The 21,506-nt window shown below is 32.8% G+C and carries 13 protein-coding genes; all 13 read left to right on the top strand.

From position 1 onward, the window contains the following. Positions 1 to 446: 446 nt before the first annotated feature. The 13 genes from GQR95_RS15155 to GQR95_RS15095 all read left to right on the top strand — a co-directional run bounded on the left by GQR95_RS15155 (position 447) and on the right by GQR95_RS15095 (position 21,055). Positions 447 to 2,900, top strand: coding sequence for a glycoside hydrolase family 3 N-terminal domain-containing protein (locus GQR95_RS15155; RefSeq protein WP_233265947.1), 2,454 nt, complete (start codon positions 447 to 449; stop codon positions 2,898 to 2,900). Positions 2,901 to 2,950: 50 nt separating this feature from the next. After that, positions 2,951 to 3,913, top strand: a complete 963-nt coding sequence (locus GQR95_RS15150; protein WP_159023939.1) for a prolyl oligopeptidase family serine peptidase — start codon at positions 2,951 to 2,953, stop codon at positions 3,911 to 3,913. A gap of 256 nt (positions 3,914 to 4,169) precedes the next feature. Further along, positions 4,170 to 5,540 (top strand): sulfatase-like hydrolase/transferase, encoded by a 1,371-nt coding sequence (locus GQR95_RS15145; RefSeq protein ID WP_159023938.1) that lies wholly within the window; start codon positions 4,170 to 4,172, stop codon positions 5,538 to 5,540. 239 nt (positions 5,541 to 5,779) lie between these two features. Then, positions 5,780 to 8,380 (top strand): glycoside hydrolase N-terminal domain-containing protein, encoded by a 2,601-nt coding sequence (locus GQR95_RS15140; RefSeq protein WP_233265946.1) that lies wholly within the window; start codon positions 5,780 to 5,782, stop codon positions 8,378 to 8,380. A gap of 24 nt (positions 8,381 to 8,404) precedes the next feature. Beyond that, positions 8,405 to 9,838, top strand: a complete 1,434-nt coding sequence (locus tag GQR95_RS15135) for a hypothetical protein (RefSeq protein ID WP_159023937.1) — start codon at positions 8,405 to 8,407, stop codon at positions 9,836 to 9,838. A gap of 130 nt (positions 9,839 to 9,968) precedes the next feature. Beyond that, positions 9,969 to 11,327, top strand: a complete 1,359-nt coding sequence (locus GQR95_RS15130; RefSeq protein WP_159023936.1) for a family 43 glycosylhydrolase — start codon at positions 9,969 to 9,971, stop codon at positions 11,325 to 11,327. A gap of 103 nt (positions 11,328 to 11,430) precedes the next feature. Next, the gene (locus GQR95_RS15125) at positions 11,431 to 13,068 is read left to right on the top strand and encodes a glycoside hydrolase (RefSeq protein ID WP_159023935.1); all 1,638 of its coding nucleotides are present in this window, start codon (positions 11,431 to 11,433) and stop codon (positions 13,066 to 13,068) included. Positions 13,069 to 13,804: 736 nt separating this feature from the next. Next, positions 13,805 to 14,983: a glycoside hydrolase family 88 protein gene (locus GQR95_RS15120; RefSeq protein ID WP_159023934.1), complete on the top strand. Its 1,179-nt coding sequence runs from the start codon at positions 13,805 to 13,807 to the stop codon at positions 14,981 to 14,983. Positions 14,984 to 14,987: 4 nt separating this feature from the next. Continuing rightward, positions 14,988 to 15,857, top strand: coding sequence for a hypothetical protein (locus GQR95_RS15115; protein WP_159023933.1), 870 nt, complete (start codon positions 14,988 to 14,990; stop codon positions 15,855 to 15,857). A gap of 303 nt (positions 15,858 to 16,160) precedes the next feature. After that, positions 16,161 to 16,358, top strand: coding sequence for a hypothetical protein (locus GQR95_RS15110; RefSeq protein WP_159023932.1), 198 nt, complete (start codon positions 16,161 to 16,163; stop codon positions 16,356 to 16,358). Between the two features lie 162 nt (positions 16,359 to 16,520). Further along, positions 16,521 to 18,371, top strand: coding sequence for an arylsulfatase (locus tag GQR95_RS15105; protein ID WP_159023931.1), 1,851 nt, complete (start codon positions 16,521 to 16,523; stop codon positions 18,369 to 18,371). Between the two features lie 11 nt (positions 18,372 to 18,382). Beyond that, complete coding sequence (locus tag GQR95_RS15100; RefSeq protein WP_159023930.1) at positions 18,383 to 19,525, top strand: right-handed parallel beta-helix repeat-containing protein; 1,143 nt, start codon at positions 18,383 to 18,385, stop codon at positions 19,523 to 19,525. A gap of 132 nt (positions 19,526 to 19,657) precedes the next feature. Continuing rightward, complete coding sequence (locus tag GQR95_RS15095) at positions 19,658 to 21,055, top strand: glycosyl hydrolase family 28-related protein (protein ID WP_159023929.1); 1,398 nt, start codon at positions 19,658 to 19,660, stop codon at positions 21,053 to 21,055. Positions 21,056 to 21,506: the final 451 nt, after the last annotated feature.

Below are 21,506 nucleotides of genomic sequence, written 5' to 3'. Positions count from 1 at the left end.
TCGTTTTGTTATGGTTTCCTTTTGTTTAGCCAAAATTTACATATTTAGAATTTACTTACTTTTTTCTTGTTTAACCAGGAGAATCATTGTTAAATAGGTCATGATTAATAGTTATTGATCTATAATTTATAGACTTACGCTTCTATGTTTTTTACCTTTAAATAGACATTAATTTAGATAGAAACAATTTAAAAAATGAGTAACACTTAACTTTATTTAATGTTTCAGATTTATCTAGTAGTCTTTTATATTTTAAATATTAAAGATAATAGTAGAAGTATTTCTAAGCGGATTATAAAATTATAAAAGTGAATAAGTTTGGTATTTGTTGTTGCTTTTAGATTAAAAGTTCAGAAGTTATTCTGAACTTTTTTTCATTTAAAATCGATAATGTATAGACGTTTGATATTGAGTTAAAAAGAAAGTATAGTAAAATGAGTATAGATATGAAACGAATTAATAGCATTAATAATATAAAGCAAAACTTAGTTTTAGTGTGTTGTATACTTACCATACAATTTACTGTATTTGCTCAAAAACAGGATACTTTTATAAGCAATGATGCTAACATATATCATAACGATTGGGTCGATTTTAATAAAAATGGAAAAAAAGATGTGTATGAAGATCCTAAAGCAGATATAGACGATAGAGTGTCTAATCTGATTTCATTAATGACTATCGATGAGAAAACATGCCAAATGGCTACTTTATATGGTTTTGCTCGTGTATTAGAAGATGAATTACCAACAGAAGCATGGAAAAATCGTGTTTGGAAAGATGGTATAGCTAACATAGATGAACATTTAAACACTATATGGAATCAAGAAAAAACACACACAAAATATTCTTATCCGTATAGCACACATGCCGAGGCAATAAATACCGTTCAGAAATGGTTTGTAGAGGAAACACGATTAGGTATTCCTGTAGATTTTACTAACGAAGGTATACATGGTTTATGTCATGAAAAAGCAACGCCTTTACCAGCACCCATTGGGATTGGAAGTACGTGGAATAAAGATTTGGTACTTCAGGCAGGTATGATGGTAGGTAGAGAGGCACGAGCGTTGGGATATACTAATGTATATGCACCTATTTTAGATGTTGCCAGAGATCCGCGTTGGGGACGTGTGTTAGAATGTTATGGAGAAGAACCGTTTCATATTGCAGAAATGGGTTCGCAAATGACTTTGGGAATTCAATCTCAGAATGTAGCAGCAACTTTAAAACATTTCGCGGTTTATAGTGTGCCAAAAGGAGCTAGAGATGGAGACGCTCGTACAGATCCGCATGTTGCTCCTAGAGAAATGCATCAGTTACATTTATATCCGTTTAAACGAGTTATAAATGAAGCAAAACCAATGGGAGTAATGAGTAGTTATAACGATTATGATGGTGTTCCGGTAACCGCAAGTTCTTATTTTTTAACAGATTTATTAAGACAGCAGTATGGATTTAATGGTTACGTAGTTTCAGATAGTGAGGCTGTTGAGTATGTTTCTGAAAAACATCATGTGGCTGAAGATTATAAAGAAGCCGTAAGGCAAGTTGTAGAAGCTGGCTTAAATGTCCGTACAACATTTAGAACACCTGAATCTTACATAGAGCCATTGCGAGAATTGATTCATGAAGGAAAAATTTCTGAAAACACAATAGATTTAAGAGTTGCTGAGGTTTTAAAGGTGAAATTTAGATTAGGATTATTCGATAAGCCGTATGTTGAAAACCCAAAAGCTTCAGACGATTTAGTGCATACAGAAAAAGATGAAGCCTTATCTAAACAAATCAATAGAGAGTCTTTAGTGCTATTAAAGAATGATAATAATTTACTGCCATTAGATGTCAAAAAATTAAAAAATATTTTAGTCACCGGACCTTTAGCAGACGAGGTAAGTTTTACATATAGTCGTTATGGGCCAGCTCATAACCCATCTACATCCGTATATCAAGGGATTAAGAGTTACACAAAAAATAAAGCTGAAGTCACCTTTGTAAAAGGCTGTGATATTGTAGATCCAGATTGGCCAGGAAGTGAAATTATTCCTACGCCTTTATCTAGATCAGAAGAAGCAAGTATTGCTGCAGCTGTGTCACAAGCCGAAAAATCTGATATAATCATTGCTGTTGTTGGCGAAGATGAAAAGCGTGTAGGAGAAACCAAATCTAGAACGAGTTTAGGACTTCCGGGACGTCAATTTCAATTGGTTCAGGCGTTATATGAGACAGGAAAGCCTGTGGTTTTAGTATTAATCAACGGTCAGCCGCTTACCATTAATTGGGAAAATAAATTCTTACCTGCCATTTTAGAAGCTTGGTTTCCAAGTACGGCAGCAGGCGAAGTTATAGCTGAAACCTTATTTGGAGATTATAATCCCGGCGGAAAATTATCGGTTACATTTCCTAAATCGGTTGGTCAAATTCCCTTAAACTTTCCTTATAAACCAGGATCGCAAGCAGGACAACTAGGAGCAGGACCAAATGGTTACGGAAATACACGTGTTTTAGGTCCGTTATATCCGTTTGGATATGGATTAAGTTATACTTCATTTGCGTATAATAATTTGGTAGTGAATCAAAAAACAACACATACTCAAAGTGATATAGAGGTATCTTTCGATGTAAAAAATACAGGTAAAAGAGCAGGAGATGAGGTAGTGCAATTATATCTAAAAGATGAAGTGAGTAGCGTAACAACTTACGAATCGCAACTACGCAGATTTGAACGTGTTCATCTATTGCCTGGGGAAACTAAAACCATTCATTTTACCTTGAAACCAGAAGATTTAGAGCTTTTAGATCAGTATATGAATTGGACTGTAGAGCCAGGAACTTTTGAAATTTTAATTGGTAGTTCTTCAGAAGATATTCATCTAAAAGAAAAAATTGAAGTGTTTTAATATCATTCAATATTGTATCTGTTCAAACAAATATTTTAAATATAAAATTTATGAAAGTAAGCTGTTTTAATCAAAAAATCATGAAGTTAATTGTGGTAATATTATGTCTCTATGCTACGCCATCCTTCCTTTTTGCACAAACTCAGGATGAGATTTTAAACACATTTCCTAATAAAGAAATTGTAGTTTATAAAACGGTTGATAGTCTAGAACTAAACATGACTATTTTTTATCCAGATGCTACTAAATTAAAAGCAGAAAATCCATGGATGCTTCATGTACATGGTGGTGGTTGGGCCGGCGGACATAAATATAATATTTTAAAAAAAGCATATCTAGAAACATTACGATCGCTTTTAGATCAGGGTGTAATTTGTGCAACTATTGAATATAGAAAAGCTAAAGGCACATCTACAGCCTACGAATCTGTTATAGACGCAAAGGATGCTGCGAAATTTCTTTTAAAGCATGCCGAGCAATATAAATTAGATACAGAATATTATGGTATCTGGGGTGGTTCGGCAGGCGGACATCTTAGTTTGGTTACAGCATTGGGTAAGAATTCTGATTTTTTAGGAGATCCAGAACTATCCGGTTTTTATCCGGAATTTAAATGTGTGGCATCATATTTTCCATTCACGTCATGCTTAAATCCAAAATTACGTCCTGGTTCTATTTTTGAGGACGAAACACTTTTTGTTAGACTTTTAGGAGCAACCTTAGAAGAGAAACCAGAGTTGGCTCGCTTACTTAGTCCGACAGAACTTTTAGAAGCAGATAGCCCTCCAATTTTGTTATTACATGGTGATAAAGATTCTGTATTGCCAATTATTAATTCAACATATATGATGGAAGTTGCCAAGCAAAAAAACGCTGATGTTGAATTATTGACTATTAAAAATGCAGGACATAGTTTTAATGGATTAAACATTTCTCCGTCTATAAGAGAGTTAAACGATTATGCTACTCATTTTATATTATCTCATTTACAAGTAGAAAATACAAAACAGTAGCTGTTTAAATATTGATTTTTTTTGTCTGTATTGTAACAAATGAAACAGAGAATCTTTAAATATGATTATTTCTATGTTTAACAATCATAATTTATAGTAATTGGACTATAATTTATATCAGAAAACGAATATAAAAACGATATTGTCGTTGTGTTGAATTAGTAATAATCCTGAACGTTGGGGGAAAAAAGATGTTTGGGATTATTATGTTTTTAGAGGTTCTAAAACTTGATGTCGTAATTTAAAATATATTAAAATGAAAATTAATAAAGTAAAGAATCCTTTTTTCCAATGGCTATGCTTAGGCGTTTTAGTAATCTGTTATACGGTTGGTTTTGCTCAACAAAAACAAGACATGCCACCTAATATTATTTTAATAATGGCAGACGATTTGGGTTATGGAGAATTATCCAGTTATGGTAGTATTAAGATTAAAACACCAAACTTAGATAAATTGGCTTCGCAAGGCGTAACGTTTTTAGACTTTCATTCTAATGGGCCATTATGCAGTCCGACTCGAGCAGCATTAATGACTGGTAAATATCAACAACGAACAGGAATTGAAGGAGTTATTACTGCAGCAGATCATCGTGAAGTTGGATTGAGTTTAGATGAAATTACGCTTGCAGAAGAATTACAACGTTTAGGATATACAACGGCCATGTATGGAAAGTGGCATTTAGGTTATGCAGAGACTTTTAATCCTACACATCAAGGTTTTGATGAGTTTTCAGGATTTGTAAGTGGAAATATAGATTATCATGCACACGTAGATCAAGAAGGGTATTTAGATTGGTGGAAAAATAATACAGTTAAAAACGATCATGGCTATTCCACAGATTTAATAAATACTTATGGAATTGATTTTATCAAGACACATAACTCCAACAAAACAGGGCAACCCTTCTTTTTATATCTCGCTCAAGAATCTCCTCATTATCCTATTCAAGGTAGATATGATAAGCCTGTTAGAGAAGTAGGAAATAAAAAATATATAAGAAAAGTACCTAAAGACAGTATTCAATCTATTTATGAAGGCATGATTGAAACCATGGACGAAACTATAGGAGATTTAATGCAAGTTGTTAAAAATGAAGATTTAGAAGAAAATACAATTGTTATTTTTTGTTCAGATAATGGAGCCGCAGGAAAACGTGGAGATAATGGTGTGCTAAGAGGTGCTAAAGCTAGTGTTTATGAAGGAGGACATCGTGTTCCTGCTATTATGAGATTTCCAAAGTATTTTAAAGCTGGTACAGTAAATAACACTCCAATTTTAACCATGGATTTTTTACCAACATTTTTAGATTTTGCTAAAGGAAAACCATCAGGAATTAATATAGATGGCGTGAGTTTTAAAGATCATTTAATAGAAGGAAAAGCATTTCCTGAACGGGATTTATTTTGGATATTTAGAGAGAACAAAGCCATAAGAAGTGGCGATTGGAAATTGGTTAAAACAAGAGCAGATAACCAAACAAAAGTAGAATTATTCAATTTAAGGGAAGATATTTCCGAAACACATAATGTTGCAGATGCAAATCAAGATCGTGTAAAGATTATGATTAAAAAGTTAGAACTTTGGGAAAAAGAAGTTAGAGAAGGGGTTCCTACAGTAGCAAATTAAAATATAGAAAAAGACTCAGTTTATTTATTTAAGATTGAGATTATAGTAGGGAAACCTTGAGGTGTAAAAACTTCAAGGTTTTTTTGTTTGTATTTAGAAAAATTTGTCTTGTTTACAATTATAGGCTTAAGTACATCATAATTTATATTCAAAGACCTCTAATTTATATTGAAAAATTAATATATAAACGATATTGCTTAGGATTAAGACAGACAAACAAACTAAATAAAAATAGACTAATGATTTTAGTAAAACCTATTTTATTTCGAATACAGAGGAGCCATATCGCAGAATATGTAAATCAGATTCATGTTTCAGGAGTTCTGGTTATAATGTTGTTTTTTAGCTTATGTAGCTGTGTAACAAATACTGAGAAGAAACAAGATAATCTAGTAACAGAAAAAGAGCAACATAAATTAGAGTTGTGGTACGATGCTCCCGCAGCAGATTGGAATGAAGCTTTACCTTTAGGAAATGGACGTTTAGGCGCTATGGTTTATGGCCTTCCAGAGCATGAAAATATTCAGTTAAACGAAAGTACACTTTGGGCAGGCGGACCGCACAGAAACGATAATCCAGATGCTAAAGCAGCGCTTCCAAAAATTAGAGAACTCTTATTTAATGGTAAATATAAAGAAGCTCATAATCTAGCAAATGCTAAAATTATTTCTAAAACGTCTCATGGAATGCCATACGAGACGGTCGGAAATTTAAGACTAGATTTTTTAAATCAAGGCGCATATTCTAATTATCATAGAGCATTAGATATTGAGAATGCTGTAAATACAACAACCTATACGTCTAATGGTGTAGAATATAAACGAGAACTATTTACATCGTTTACAGACCAAGTTATTGTAATGCGATTAACAGCAAATAAGGATGGAAAATTAAGTTTTATAGCAGATATGGATCGTCCAGAACCAGCTAAAGTTACTGTAACTACAGAAGATAACGATGTATTAAAAATGATTGGTTTTGGAAGCGATAACTTAAATAAAAGATTAAAAAATGCGGCGCCTATTAAAGGAAAAGTCGAGTTTGAGTCTCGTGTTAAAATTGTGAATGAAGGAGGAAGTGTAAAAGCAACTAACAATACGTTAAAGGTTTCTAAAGCAAATAGTGTAACACTATATATTTCTATAGCAACTAATTTTGTGAATTATCACGATGTTAGTGCAGATCCTCATAAAAAAGCAGCGAACTATATTGCTCTAGCAGAAAAGAAACCTTATAATCAGTTATTAAAAAGGCACTCAACGTATTATAAAAATTACTTTAATAGAGTGTCATTAAATTTGGGTAATTCTGAGTTCGAAGACAAACCAACAGATGTTAGAATTAAAGCATTTAGTACAGTTAACGATCCTAGCTTAGCGGCATTATATTTTCAATTCGGACGTTACCTTTTAATTTCATCTTCACAACCCGGCGGACAAGCAGCTAATTTACAAGGTATTTGGAATAAGGATTTAACACCACCATGGAAAAGTGCTTATACGGTTAATATTAATACCGAAATGAATTATTGGCCTGCAGAAGTAACTAATTTATCCAAAATGCACGATCCTTTAATTCAGTTAGTTAAAGATCTTTCGGTTACCGGGCAAGAAACAGCAAAAGTCATGTATGGCGCAGATGGTTGGGTAACACACCATAATACAGATATTTGGAGAATAACCGGCCCTGTAGATGGTGCAACATGGGGAATGTGGCCAACAGGAGGTACATGGTTAGCGCAACATTTATGGGAAAAATATATGTTTAGCGGAGATCTAGACTATTTAAAATCTGTTTATCCTGCTATGAAAGGTGCTTCAGAGTTTTGTTTAAGTTTTTTAACTAAAGATCCTAAAAGTGGTTGGTTAGTAATGTCTCCAACAATTTCTCCAGAACATGCCCCTAAAGGACGCCCTAAAAGTGTAAATATTGAATCAGGCACAACCATGGATAATCAATTGGTGTTCGATATTTTAACAAAAACAATTGCAGCAGCTAAAGTGTTGCGTGTAGATGAGAAGTTAGTTAAAAAAATGGAGACAACTTTAACTCAATTACCTCCAATGAAAATTGGGCAATATAATCAATTACAAGAATGGTTTGAAGACTTAGACCATCCTGAAGATAAACACCGTCATGTTTCTCATTTATATGGATTATATCCTTCTAATTTAATTTCACCTTACCATAATCCAGAATTATTTGAAGCCGCAAAAACAACTTTAATTCAACGCGGAGATCCTTCTACAGGATGGTCTATGAACTGGAAAATTAATTTATGGGCACGTTTACTTGATGGAAACCATGCGTATGTATTAATGGGAGATCAAATTAAATTAGTTGGACGTCCAGATTCACCAAAAGGAGGCGGAACGTATGCCAATATGTTAGATGCACACCCTCCATTTCAAATAGATGGTAATTTTGGATTTACATCTGGTTTAACCGAAATGTTAATGCAAAGTCACGATGAAGCTATTCATTTAATTCCTGCACTTCCAGACGTTTGGAAATCCGGAGCTGTAAGCGGTCTTAGAGCAAGAGGTGGATTTGAAATTACAGATTTACAATGGAAAGATGGAGCTGTAGTGAAAGCGGTTATTACATCTAAATTAGGAGGTATATGTCGTATTCGTTCTTATAATGAGTTGAAATTAGAAGGAGAGACAGTAATAACAAAAGCTTCAGGAAAAAACATAAATCCCTTTTATCAATCAGTAGAAATAAAAACTCCTATAATTTCAAATTTAGCAAAAGTAGAAGCATTGGTTTTAAAACCTGTTTTCGAATATGATATTGAAACAAAAGTAGGAGAAGTAATTGTTTTACTAGCACAATAACTTAAAGCTTTAAAGATTATGAAAATGAATAAAAAAAGTAACTTAAACGACGCTTTCAGATTGCTGTTATGTGGCCTATTTTTAGTGATAAACCCTGCACTGTATGCACAAACTATAGTGCATTCTTTAAGTGAATTAATACCGTATTTAGACAACGATAATGTTCATGTTAAAATGACTCCTGGAGTTTATACGATTACTGTAGAAGATGTTAAGAACGGATTGTATGAAAAAGAACTTAAAATTAAAAATATAACAAAAGTGTTATTGCTTTTTGAAGGCGATAATAGTATCTACGATTTTACAGGTGTAACTATTAAAATTGAAACCAAAGTATTACAAGCTTATGGTAACTATCAAATTCATGAACTTCAAATTTTAGGAAATAATAATGTACTTAAAAATTTAACACTTATAGACGATGGTTCTGTTTACGATGCACCAACCCGAAGAGCTACAAATATTGTTATGGATGGATCGCATAATAGAGTTGAAGGGTTTTACGTAACAACTAAAGGTTCTTTTCCTTACGGTTACGGAGATGCTTTTGGAAAAGGTGGACGTTCTGTAATTAAGCATCAAAAACATAGTGCGTGTTTGGTGCGAGGTGAATCTAATCATCTTAAAAATTCAACATTTGTGCACAGAAGTTATGGCCATTGTATTTTTATGCAAGCGGCAAGTAATCCTGTAATTGAAGGATGCTATGTTGAGGGAGAAGTACGAAAAACAGATGCTATGTTAGCCGAGTTGGGAACAGGAAGTCCTGCAGATAAAGTTAATTTCATGACTGTTTGGGGGTATAAACTTCCTGCTGGATATATGATGAGTACTGGTGAAGCCGGAATTCGGGCTTACGATGGCGGAACAACCCACATTGATGGTGAAATAATAACACGAGGAACCTCTAATCCTACAGTTATAAATTGTGTGGTAAAACACATGAGAACAGCAGTTACGCTTGCTCATGCTACCGGAAAAAAATATGTAGAAAATTGTACATCTATAGGAAATGAAAACGGATTCTCTTTAGGATCTGGAGACGTTGTTAATTGTCGTGCAGATGTGGTTTATGGTCCTGCTTATGCTTCAACTTACGAAAGTGACAAAGCTTATAATGCAGATATTACCATTTTATCTTCTACAGAACCATATTATAACGGATCGGGAAATGTAGCCTATATAGGAGGAAGTAAACATAAAATTGTTTTACGAGGATCTAATCAAGGAGTAGAACATGGACTGAAAATTAAAGTAGGTGGCGATAAAAATAATATTCGCTTACAACACGGAAATTTTCCGAAGCAAAACAATTTTAAAGGTTCAGATTTTGAGCTTATTAATCTGACGATGTTTCCTATAGAATTATCAGATAAAAGTATAGAAATCACTGGAAAAACAATGGGTTTAATCTCTAATTTAGGAACAAATAATAATGTTGAGGTTATTGGAGAATGAGCTATAAACAAAACAATATTTAGTAATTAACATTCTTTAAAACACTGTTTATTATTAGTTTATGGTTTTTTTAAGTTATTACTGTTTAATGGTAACCATATAGAAGTTGGTTTTTAAGTATAAAATAAAAATGAGACATAAATTAGCTTTAGTAAGCATTCTAATTAATATCGTATTTGGGTTTGCACAAAATCCAATCTTTACTAGCGTTTTTACAGCAGATCCGTCACCGCATGTTTGGCCAGACGATCCGAATACACTTTGGGTGTACACTAGTCATGATGAACCGGGGTCTAACAACCATTATGGAATGACAGGTTATCATGCCTTTTCTACTACCGATTTAGTGAATTGGACCGATCATGGGCGCATTTTACACTTAGAAAATGTAAAATGGGCAGAAAGTCATGCTTGGGCAATGGATGCGGCCTATTATCGTGGTAATTACTACATCATATATTGTATGAAGGAAGCCGGAATCGGACTGTTTAGAACAGGTATTGCACGCAGTGATGTTCCGCAAGGGCCATTCACAGATTTAGGATATGTTAAAGGTGTAGAATTTGGTCAGGATCCTGCGCTGTTTATAGACGATGACGGTACACCATATTTATATTGGGGACATGATAAAAAATGTTTTGCAGCAGAATTAAATGACGATTTAATGTCTATAAAACCAGAAACATATATAGAGTTGACATCGCAATTAACTTATGTTTTTGAAGGTCCTTGGGTACATAAAAAAGATAATAAATACTACTTAACGTATCCAGGATTAACACCTAGACGTTGGCCAGAAAAAATGTTTTATGCAGTTGCAGATAAACCTTTAGGACCGTATGAGTTTAAAGGTCTTTTTATAGATGATTTTGAAGGTCAGAGTGGAACCAACCACGGCGGAACGGTGACGTATAAAGGAAAAGATATGATGTTTTACCATAGTGCATGGTTGTCTGGTGGTTTAAGTGAAACACGTTCCGTAATGGCCGATTACCTGAAGTATGATAAGAAAGGAAATATCATTCCAATTGTCCCTTCTAAAAAGGGTTTAGGAAATGCAAAACGTACAAAAACAACACTTAAGTTAGAAGCAGAAAATGGTTTTGCTGCAGGAGGAGAATTGTATAATGTTTTCGTAGATACATACATTAAAGGTTACAGCGGAAAAGGGTATGTAACAAATTTTGATAATCCATACGATCACGTTTCTATTTTAGCTCAAGTGGCTAAACCTGGAAAGTATCGTTTTAAAGTACGATATGCTTCGCCGGAAGGAGACTCTAATCATGATGTATTAATAAATAGTCATGAATACAGCGAATTTGTTTTTTCTCAGTCTAAAGACTTTACAGAAATTGATTTCGGTATAGTCAATTTAAAAGAAGGAGATAATTTGGTGCGTATTTTCAAGAAAGATTGGAATCCTTCTGAAGGTAATTTAGCTATTGATTACATAAAGTTAGAACAAGTTTTTGAAGACGAAGAATAAGAATTAAAACAGTGCCTCACACAGAACTTGTTTCATGAGCTCACTTTAAGATAACTAGGTTTAAAACAAATTACAAACTAAAAAATTAAAAATTTAAGAGGATATGAAGAAGATACTAATTACAGGGCTTTTGGCTTTAATTGTTCAATTTGGTTTCTCTCAGGAGAAAATCAACGTAAAAGCAACAGCTCAAGGTGAGAAGTTTGAACATTTTTGGAGTAAAAGCGTAGGTGCTGGTCGTGCAAATGAAGGTTTACGTGCCGGATGGTTGGAACAATTAGAAATGGTGCAAGACAATTGCGGATTTGAATTTGTAAGATTCCACGGGATATTTCATGACGATATGTTTCCCGTGTTTGAAAAAGATGGAGTGTACACATATAACTGGCAATATATCGACGATTTATTCGACAGAATGTTAGATTTAAATGTGAAACCTTTTGTAGAGTTAGCTTTCTTTCCTTCAGCTTTAGCTGCAGAAAATAGTAAAACACAGTTTTGGTGGAAAGCCAATATTACGCCAGACGAATCTAAATTTGGTGAGTGGCATAATTTGGTGAAAGCATTTACACAACACTGTGTAGATCGTTACGGAATTGATGAAGTATTAACATGGTATTTTGAAGTTTGGAATGAACCAAATTTACATTATGGCTTTTTTGATGGTACAAAATCTCAATATTTTGAGTTGTATAAGCAATCTGTAACAGCTGTACGAGCTGTAGATAATCGTTTTAAAGTTGGCGGACCTTCAAGTAGTAATTTTGTAGCCGATGGGCGTTATGATGGCGAAGTAGAAAGTAGAGATGGAGATCTGATTACGTTTACAGCAGATAATATTAACGATTTAGAATGGAAAGGCGCTTGGATTGAAGATTTCTTGGCGTATTGTGAAAAGGAAAAACTTCCAGTAGATTTTGTGTCTACACACCCTTATCCAACAGATTATCCGTTTAACCCAACTACGGGAGCAGGAAAAGATTTTTCTCGTTTTGTAAATTCTACGAAAACAGATATCGAATGGTTAAATAAAGTGGTTAAGAAAAGTGCATATCCAAATGCTGAAATTCATTTAACAGAATGGAATACAAGTCCGAATAGTAGAGATGCGATGCACGACTTTTTACCACCTGCAGCGTACATTGCTAAAGTAAATTTAGATTGTATTGGATTAACCAATTCATTAGCATTTTGGACTTTTACCGATATTTTTGAAGAAAAAGGAGGAGCAGAAAGCATCTTTCATGGTGGTTTTGGAATGATAAATTATCAAGGTTTAGTAAAGCCATCATATCATGCATATAGAATGTTACATCATTTAGGAGACGAAGAATTGTATAAAAATGAGTATTTGTTTGTCAGTAAAAAATCTACTGATGGTAAAGTTGTGGCGTTGGCTTATAATTATCCAGAAGATCACTACAAAGCGGTGCCGTCAAGTATTAAAAAAATCGAGAAATATGAAAATGGAAACCCACGCCAATTAGATTTTAGTATTTCAGATTTAAAACCAGGAACTCAATTTAAGTTGGAAACTTTAGATAAAGATCATGGTAATATTTATAATTATTGGGAAAACATGGGTAAACCAGAACCACCAACGCGCGAGCAAATTAAAGTCATGAAAAAAGCTGCTGAAGGCCTAAAGACTGAAATTATAACTGTAGGTGAAAATGGTAAATTAAATATTGATAGAGAGATGAGTCCTTGGAGTTTGGTCTTGATTGAGCAGATAAATTAATCTATACTTTAGAATTAATTTTATATTTAGTTTTTTTAAATTATAAAGCAAAACAGGCTACTTTAAAAAATAATCTGTTTTTCTATAATTATATAGTTACAACCTTTTAAATGAGTTTTAAGTTTTTAATAAAGATTAATAATTTATACTTAACGTATTAATATAAATGTTGTTTATGTGTTCAAATGATTAGTATTTAAGAAAACATAATTAAATATTGATAATATCTGTTAGAGAACGTGTTAAGTGTCAGGCTTCATTTCATTTTATCAAATATTTAGTAGAATATACCACTATAGAATACATTAATTAAAATAGAAATGCATAAAATTCTCACACATTTTTTTATCTTATAATATAAAAATTTTCAATACTTTTTAAACTGAGATCGTCGTATAAATATATGATGATCTCTTTTTTTTATCAAATTTTCTCACTTTTTAAAGCTGTTTTTAAGGCCCTATTTAACGGTGTATTATATGAAAAATGATTAAGTGGCAATTTTTAGACAAATTATAATGCGATATTTTTAAAACTATTGTTTTTTAGTGTGTTTTAGTGGTGATTTTATAAAAAATGGACTATAATTTTTAGATATTGAGTAATAGTTTTGAGGTATTCTTTATTTGAAAAGTTATTTTTAAAGGTGTGAAAATACGATTCAAAATAAACTCAAACTCAAAATATAAAACATGAATATTTTAAGAAAATTATTACTGTATCATGTGTTGCTCTCATGTTAACCAGTTTTGGTAATTCAAAAAAAGAATCGACAACCTCGGATGTCGATCTGGTTTTACAAGCAAACACCGAAAAGATTAGTCAAACTATTAATACTATAAAAGTAAGAGACAGTTTTCCTAGAACAATTCTTAAAGGAGAATCAGCATGGGAATTAGTTGGTGTGCGTGATTGGTGCAGTGGGTTTTGGCCAGGTGTATTGTGGTATGTTTACGAATTTTCTGGAGACGAAAGTCTTAAACAAGCGGCAGTAGAATTTACAGAGCCATTAAAAACTATAGCCTATTCAAAGGCATCAGATCATGATATCGGATTTCAAGTATATTGTAGTTTTGGAAATGGCTATCGCTTAACCGGAAACGAAGCTTATAAAAAAGTCATGCTTGCCGCGGCCGATACTTTAGCAACTTTATACAATCCTAAAGTAGGAACTATACATTCATGTCCAATGAAACCAGAATATCCTCACAATACGATTATAGATAATATGATGAATTTAGAGTTGTTGTTCTGGGCTGCTAAAAATGGAGGAGATAAGAGACTTTATGATATTGCTGAAAGGCATGCAGAAGTTACAATGAAATATTTAGTTAGACCTGATTATTCAACATATCACTTAGGATCTTTTGATGATGAAACAGGAGAATTTCTAAGAGATGTTGCCCATCAAGGCTATGCCGACGATTCGATGTGGGCACGCGGTCAAACTTGGGGAATTTATGGTTTTGCTTTTTCGTATAGAGAAACGGGACGTCAAGAGTTTTTAGAAACGTCTATAAAATTAGCAGATAAATATTTGGAAAATTTACCAGAAGATGGTGTGCCGTTTTGGGATTTCGATGATCCGAAAATACCGAATGCACCTAAAGATGCATCAGCGGCAGCAGTAGCAGCTTGCGGGATGTTAGAATTATCGACCTTAGTAAAAGATAAAAAACTACAAGAAAAATATTTTAATCAAGCGAAACACTTTATTACAACTTTATCTTCAGAGGCTTATTTAAGTAAAGAGACAAATGAAGCCTTGTTACTGTATTCTACAGGAAATCATCCACGTAACTCAGAAGTTGATGCTTCTATCATCTATGCAGATTATTATTATATGGAAGCTTTGTTACGATTAAAAAAATTGAATGCTACTAGAAATACTGAAAGTTTAAATCTTCAAAATTAAATGTATGAGATATTTTAAAACCATTTTTTTTGTATGCATGTTATTAAGCATACCACATTTTTTTTACGGACAAACTATACCTTATACTATTGGTAGAATTGTAGTGAGTTCAGATGGAAATGAACATGATCACGATGATTGGGCTGCAACACCATTTACACTCGCTTTATTAGCCGCTCATAATTTGCAAGATAAATTAACCGTATATACGTTTAGCGACCACATTTGGGGCAGTAATCATAATAAAAGTGATGGAAAAGAACAAATGCGTATAAGTGCTTTAGAGGGTAAAGAAATTTATAATTTTAAGAATTCTAATTTTATTGAAGCTGTAGAAGATTCTACAAAAGCGATAAAAGCAATTATTAAGGAAATTAATAAATCTACAAAAAAAAATCCGCTAACTATTATTGCTGCAGGACCTATGCATGTGGTTGGGAGTGCAATTGAAAAAGCAAATGGTTCTAAATTAAAATTTGTTCGTATTATTTCACATTCAAATTGGAATGATAATCATGCTGATAAACCATATGATTGGGAACATCATTCGGGATGGACATGGAAAGAAATACAAGATAAATTTGAATCTAAAGGGCTGATTGTAGATAGAATTGCTAATCAAAATGGAGGAGATGATTATAATGGTATGAAAGCCCCCAAAGCCTTATTCGATTGGATTAAAACATCTCCAATCCGTAATCATTCAGAAGAAATTCAAAAACAATTAGATTGGTTGTATTCTAGACAACTAATCTGTGTTAAAAAAGGAGATTTTGATCCTTCAGATGCAGGTATGATAATCTATTTACTAACGGGAAAACAAAAAACAGATCCAAATGATGCTAAAATTATTATTGAAGGAGGTGTTAAATAATGTGTGATTATTCTAAGTAATAATAAATTATAATCAGACAGTAAAAGTTTAAAAATCCAAATTATGAAACGTATTACGTTAGTGTTTATTATCTGTTTATTTAGCATGAGGACCTATGCTTAGGATAACATCAAAACCTTATTTTATGTAGTGTTCAGCAGTCTAAAGCTGCAAAAGCAAACGATAGCATTACTTATAATTTTACGATACAAAATAATACTTCAGATGCTCAGATTTTTAATAATAATCGGCGATCTTATTCCAATTGGTGGTCAGTAGACTAGTGTTCTAATTGTAGAGAATATGAGTAATAATCAAACCGAATACTTAGAATTTATTACAGTACATTATAGACCACATCCGTTTTTTTTTGTAACAGATTACTTAATTTCAAGGCCAGATCAAAACATTATGTGTTTTGGAGATTCTATCACGAGAAGTGATGGAGGTGGTACAAATTATCCAACGTATTTAAATGAGCTGTTAGTACAAAACAATTAATTCAATATAACTATTAAATATAATTAGAATGCTAACAATTGTTGTAAATGAAGCATAACTTATATAGAATGAATCATAAGTTATATGTATGGTTTAAATTAAATAATACTTTAGTAGAAATAAGAGATTTTAACTTTTTGATATTAAAATAATAATATTCTAATGAAAAATAATTTCAAACCAACCACTTATTCTTTTCTAATTTTATGTTGCTTAATAGCACTGTCTTCTTGTTCTTCAAAAGAGAAAAAAGTTGAAGTTATTAAAGAAGAAAAACCAAACGTCATATTAATTTTGGTAGACGATCAAGGGTACGGAGATATAGCTGCCTTAGGTAATCCATATATAAAAACACCACATATCGATGCGTTGCACGATACGAGTGCACGATTTACAGATTATCATGTAAATCCAACTTGTGCCCCAACACGTGCAGCCTTATTAACAGGACACAATGCTAACAGAGCAGGAGTTTGGCATACGGTAAATGGCCGTTCTATACTTTTAGAGCATGAAACTACGGCGGCAGAAATCATGAAAGACAATGGTTATGCTACCGGAATTTTTGGAAAATGGCACTTAGGAGATAATTATCCATCTAGACCTCAAGATAAAGGTTTTGAAGAAGTACTAGTTCTTGGAGGTGGCGGTATAGAGCAAACCATGGATTATTGGGATAACGATTATTTTAATGATACATATCACCATAACGGAAAATTAGAAAAATTTGAAGGGTTTTGCACAGATATTTGGTTTGATGAAGCTATGAAATTTATGGCTGATAATAAAGCTAAAAACAAACCTTTCTTTTGTTATTTGCCAACTAATGCTGCACATTCACCGTATTTTGTAGATGATAAATATTCAGATCCATATAAAGACAACGAGAACATTCCAAATGCAGCCTTTTATGGATTGATTGCTAATGTAGATGAAAATATAGGGAAGCTTACTGAGTATTTAAATACAAGCGGATTAATGGATAATACTATTTTAATTTTTATGACCGATAACGGAACATCTGCAGGAGCTCAAATTCCTAAAACAGACAATCTTTTAGATGGTTTCGTTACTAAAGGATTTAATGCTGGTATGCGAGGTATTAAAGCCAGTAAATATGAAGGTGGTCATCGTGTTCCGTTATTTATCCATTGGAAAGATGGAGGCATAACAGTAGGTAAAGATATAGATGCGTTAACGGCTCATTACGATGTGTTACCTACCTTAATAGATCTATGTGATTTAGAAGTGAAACAAGATATTAAATTTGATGGACAAAGTTTAAAACCTTTATTAAACGGAGACGATTCTAACTTTAAAGATCGTATTGTAATTACAAATTCACAACGTATTGATGTACCAGAATTTTGGAGAAGAACGTCGCTTATGCAAGGCAAATGGCGTGTTGTAGATGGTACAGAATTATACGATTTAAAAACCGATCCTGAACAACGTACTAATATTGCAGATCAGTATCCAGAAAAAATGGCTGAGTTTAGAGCTGCTTATGATACATGGTGGGCAGATTTATTACCAGGATATAGCGTTTTGCCACGTATTTATGTAGGGGACAAAGCAGAGAATCCTACAACATTATATTGTCATGATTGGCATACAGAAAAAGCAGCAAGTCCTTGGCATCAAAGACATATTAGAGAAGGCTTTATCGATAATGGGTATTGGTTACTAAAAGTATCAGAATCAGGAGCCTACACTTTAAAATTACGTCGTTATCCAGAAGAAACACATTTAGCGTTAAATGCTGAAGCACCTATTCGTCCTGCTCTTGAAGGAACTAGTGTACGCGCTAGTAAAAAAGGAAAAGCATTAAATATTGAAAAAGCGAGAATTAAAATTCAAGATAAAGAAGAAGTTAAAGACGTAGATGCGAGTCAAGAATATGTAGAGTTTACAATAGATTTAGAGCCAGGGAAAACCAATCTTCAAACATGGTTTACTTTAGATAATAAAGAGGAATTAGGTGCGTATTATGTTTCTGTAGAAAAATTATAAAATTAGTGTAAATGAATTCATTAGTGAGGTTATGTGTAATACTCGTTACAATTATTGTAACATCATTAAGTCATGCGCAGAGTGCATTTAAGTTAAAAAAAGTAACTGTAGAAACTGAAGTAAAAACCATAATGTCTGAAAAATGGCAAGATAATTTTAAGCATGTCGAGTATCCAAAACAATGGCTTAATAATGTGATTACAGTTAACCCAGGAGAATCATTACAAGCTGCAATAGATCAGGCGAATGCTGAAGGAGGAGGTGTGGTGTTCTTAAAAAAAGGAATTCATCTTTTACATAAAACCATTACGTTAAAAGGATTGGTAACTCTTGTTGGTGAAGGTCGAGATGTAACAATAATTCAGCAAGCCCCGGATTTAAAGGAAACTGGATTTAATATTGAAGCCCAACCACAAGTCACAGATTTAGTGATTAAGGACTTAACTTTAAAAGGAAACCGTCAAGGAAAAGCGAATGGTATATTAATTAGAGGTAGAAACGAAAGTAGACATACACGTGTGATGCTTCAAAATATAAATGTTACAGATTGGTCGGCACAAGGTGTACATATGAAACGTACCAATAATATTATTATGGACAATTGTAATTTTCAATACAATGGTTCTGCTGGAGGTTTATATCATAATGTGTATTTCTTATATAACAAATACATTTTACAATCCGATTGCGATATGTCTTATCCTGTACTAGGAAAAGGAAATAAATATACCTCTTGCGAATTTGTCTTAGCGCAACGTTGTACAATTAAAGATTGTTTAGGAAATGGTATTCAAGCAGACCATGAAGAAGCGGGTTATATTTTTCTTCATAAATATAATATTTCCGGGTGTGGTCGGGTGGCCATGTGGTTCCCTTGCGAAAATTATTACGATAAGTTTCATTACACCGAAAACTCGAAATATGCACCTCAAAAAGTTATTCTAAACCGTTGCGAGGTTGTAAACAATACCTGGGGAGCAATGTGGAGATCTGTTAAAGATTCATATGTCATTAATAGTACCTTTAATAATAAAAACATTGATATGGGATTATTAAAATGTGATGTAAAAATGGAAAATAGCACCTTTAAAAAAGGAAATGAAATTTATACAGATGTGAAGGAATGGCCAAAAGATGTTCGGATTTTATGGTAGTAAATGGTTGTTACTAAGAGTTAATCTTATATGAATTAACAGTCTAATGCTAAATATTCTTTTTCAATAAAAAAGAACAGCTCGAATATTTAATAATGAGTTGTCTTTAAGTGAAATCATTAAAGTTAAGTTATGAAGGTATTTAGAGTAAGCATTTTGTTTGTTACCATTCTATTATGTAATGTAAATATTATTTGTGCTCAAGCTCTTGATTCTATATACGGAATCATTACAGACGTTAGGCAACAACCACTAGATGGTGTCGAAATTATTTGGGGTAGAGAAGGTGTTAAAACAAAAGCTGATGGAACTTTTAAATTAAATGTATTCCAGACTCCTCAATCATCAAAACTGAAAATTTCGAAGTTAGGTTATCAAACAACATCAGTTGATATTCCTACTAAAAATTCTAAAAGCAATCCAATTACTATCAGTTTACGATTTACAGGAAGTACTTTAGATAGATACCGAATTTCTAAAGTGAATGTGGAGCCAGAAGTTCTTGAAATAATGAAGGACAAATGGGGAACTAATTTTAAACATGTAACCTATCCAAAACAGAATTTAAAAAATATAATTGTTTTAAAAACTGGAGATTCTATTCAGCAGGCTATACATAAAATGTATAATAAAGGAGGTGGCGTGGTCTATCTTGAAGCAGGAACTTATGTACTACATCGTACTTTAAATTTAATGAGTAAAGTGTCTTTAGTTGGTGCGGGGCGAACTAAAACCATTATTAAACAAGGCGCAGATCTTAAGAAAATTGCAATGACTAAGGGAAGTCTAAAAGTAACGGATATTGTACTTAAAGATTTTTCACTTCAAGGGCATGATACAGTATCGGCAAGTGGTGTGAGTTTTGGAGGAAATGATGATGATAGACACGAACGTTGGATGCTACAAAATATAAGTATTACAGGGTTTGGTTCGCATGGTTTGGGTGTTAGCCGGGTAAATAATTTAATTATGGACAATTGCGAGTTTCAGCACAATGGCTGGGCAGGCGGGTTGCATCATAATGTGTATCTCATGAGAATTCAAAGCATCTTACAATCCGATTGTGATATGTCTTACCCTACAATGGGAAAATCAAATAAATACACATCAACATCTCATGTGTTAGCGCAACGTTGTACTTTAAAAGTTGGAAATACAAACGGCATACAAGTAGACGCTGTAATGAGTGCTTATCATTTTTTTCATAAATACAATCTATCCAAGTTTAAGCGTGTAGCCATGTGGTTCCCTTGCGAAGATTATTATAACAAGTTTAATTATACCGAAGATCCAAAATATGCACCTCAACACGTGATTCTAAATCGTTGTAAGGTTGTAAACAATACTTGGGGAGCTATGTGGCGTGTAGTGAACAATTCCTATATCATTAATAGTACGTTTGCAAATAAAAACATTGATATGGGATTATTAAAATGCGATGTTAAAATGGAAAATAGCACTTTTACAATAGGTAATGAAATTTATACAGATGTGAAGCAGTGGCCAAAAGATGTTCGTATTTTGTGGTAATTATTATATTATAATAATGCTTTTTTTTTAAATTGAATCATAACAGTGCTGTTTTTCAGTTTTACTCACGTATACTTAAAACTCTCCATAGGATAATCTGATTTTCTTCTTGTAGAAATAGGAATATCAATAAAAAAAAACAATGTCGCAACATTTAAAATTCAACAGACATTTTAGAGTTAGAAGACGATGATAAGGATATTAAAAATATCTAAAAAGTAAAATTGTAAGCAAGACATACAGTTCTAATCTCTCTCTATATAACAGAATTAAGGTCTTTTTTTTTATTAGTATGATTTTGTGTTTAAAAATATATAAGCTAAGGAAATTAAGCTTTTTAAAAGAAAAGATTTAAAGTTTCAAATTTAAAACATCTATTTCGTGTTTTTAATAAGTAAATCTGTAAACCCGCATAAATAGGCGATTTTATAACGTAAATGGGTTTTAATTT

Origin of the sequence: Formosa sp. L2A11 (genome assembly GCF_009796865.1) — a bacterium.
Classification (GTDB): domain Bacteria; phylum Bacteroidota; class Bacteroidia; order Flavobacteriales; family Flavobacteriaceae; genus Formosa.
The sequence above is the reverse complement of the archived record's forward strand: the minus strand, read 5'-3'. Positions and strand labels throughout refer to the sequence as shown.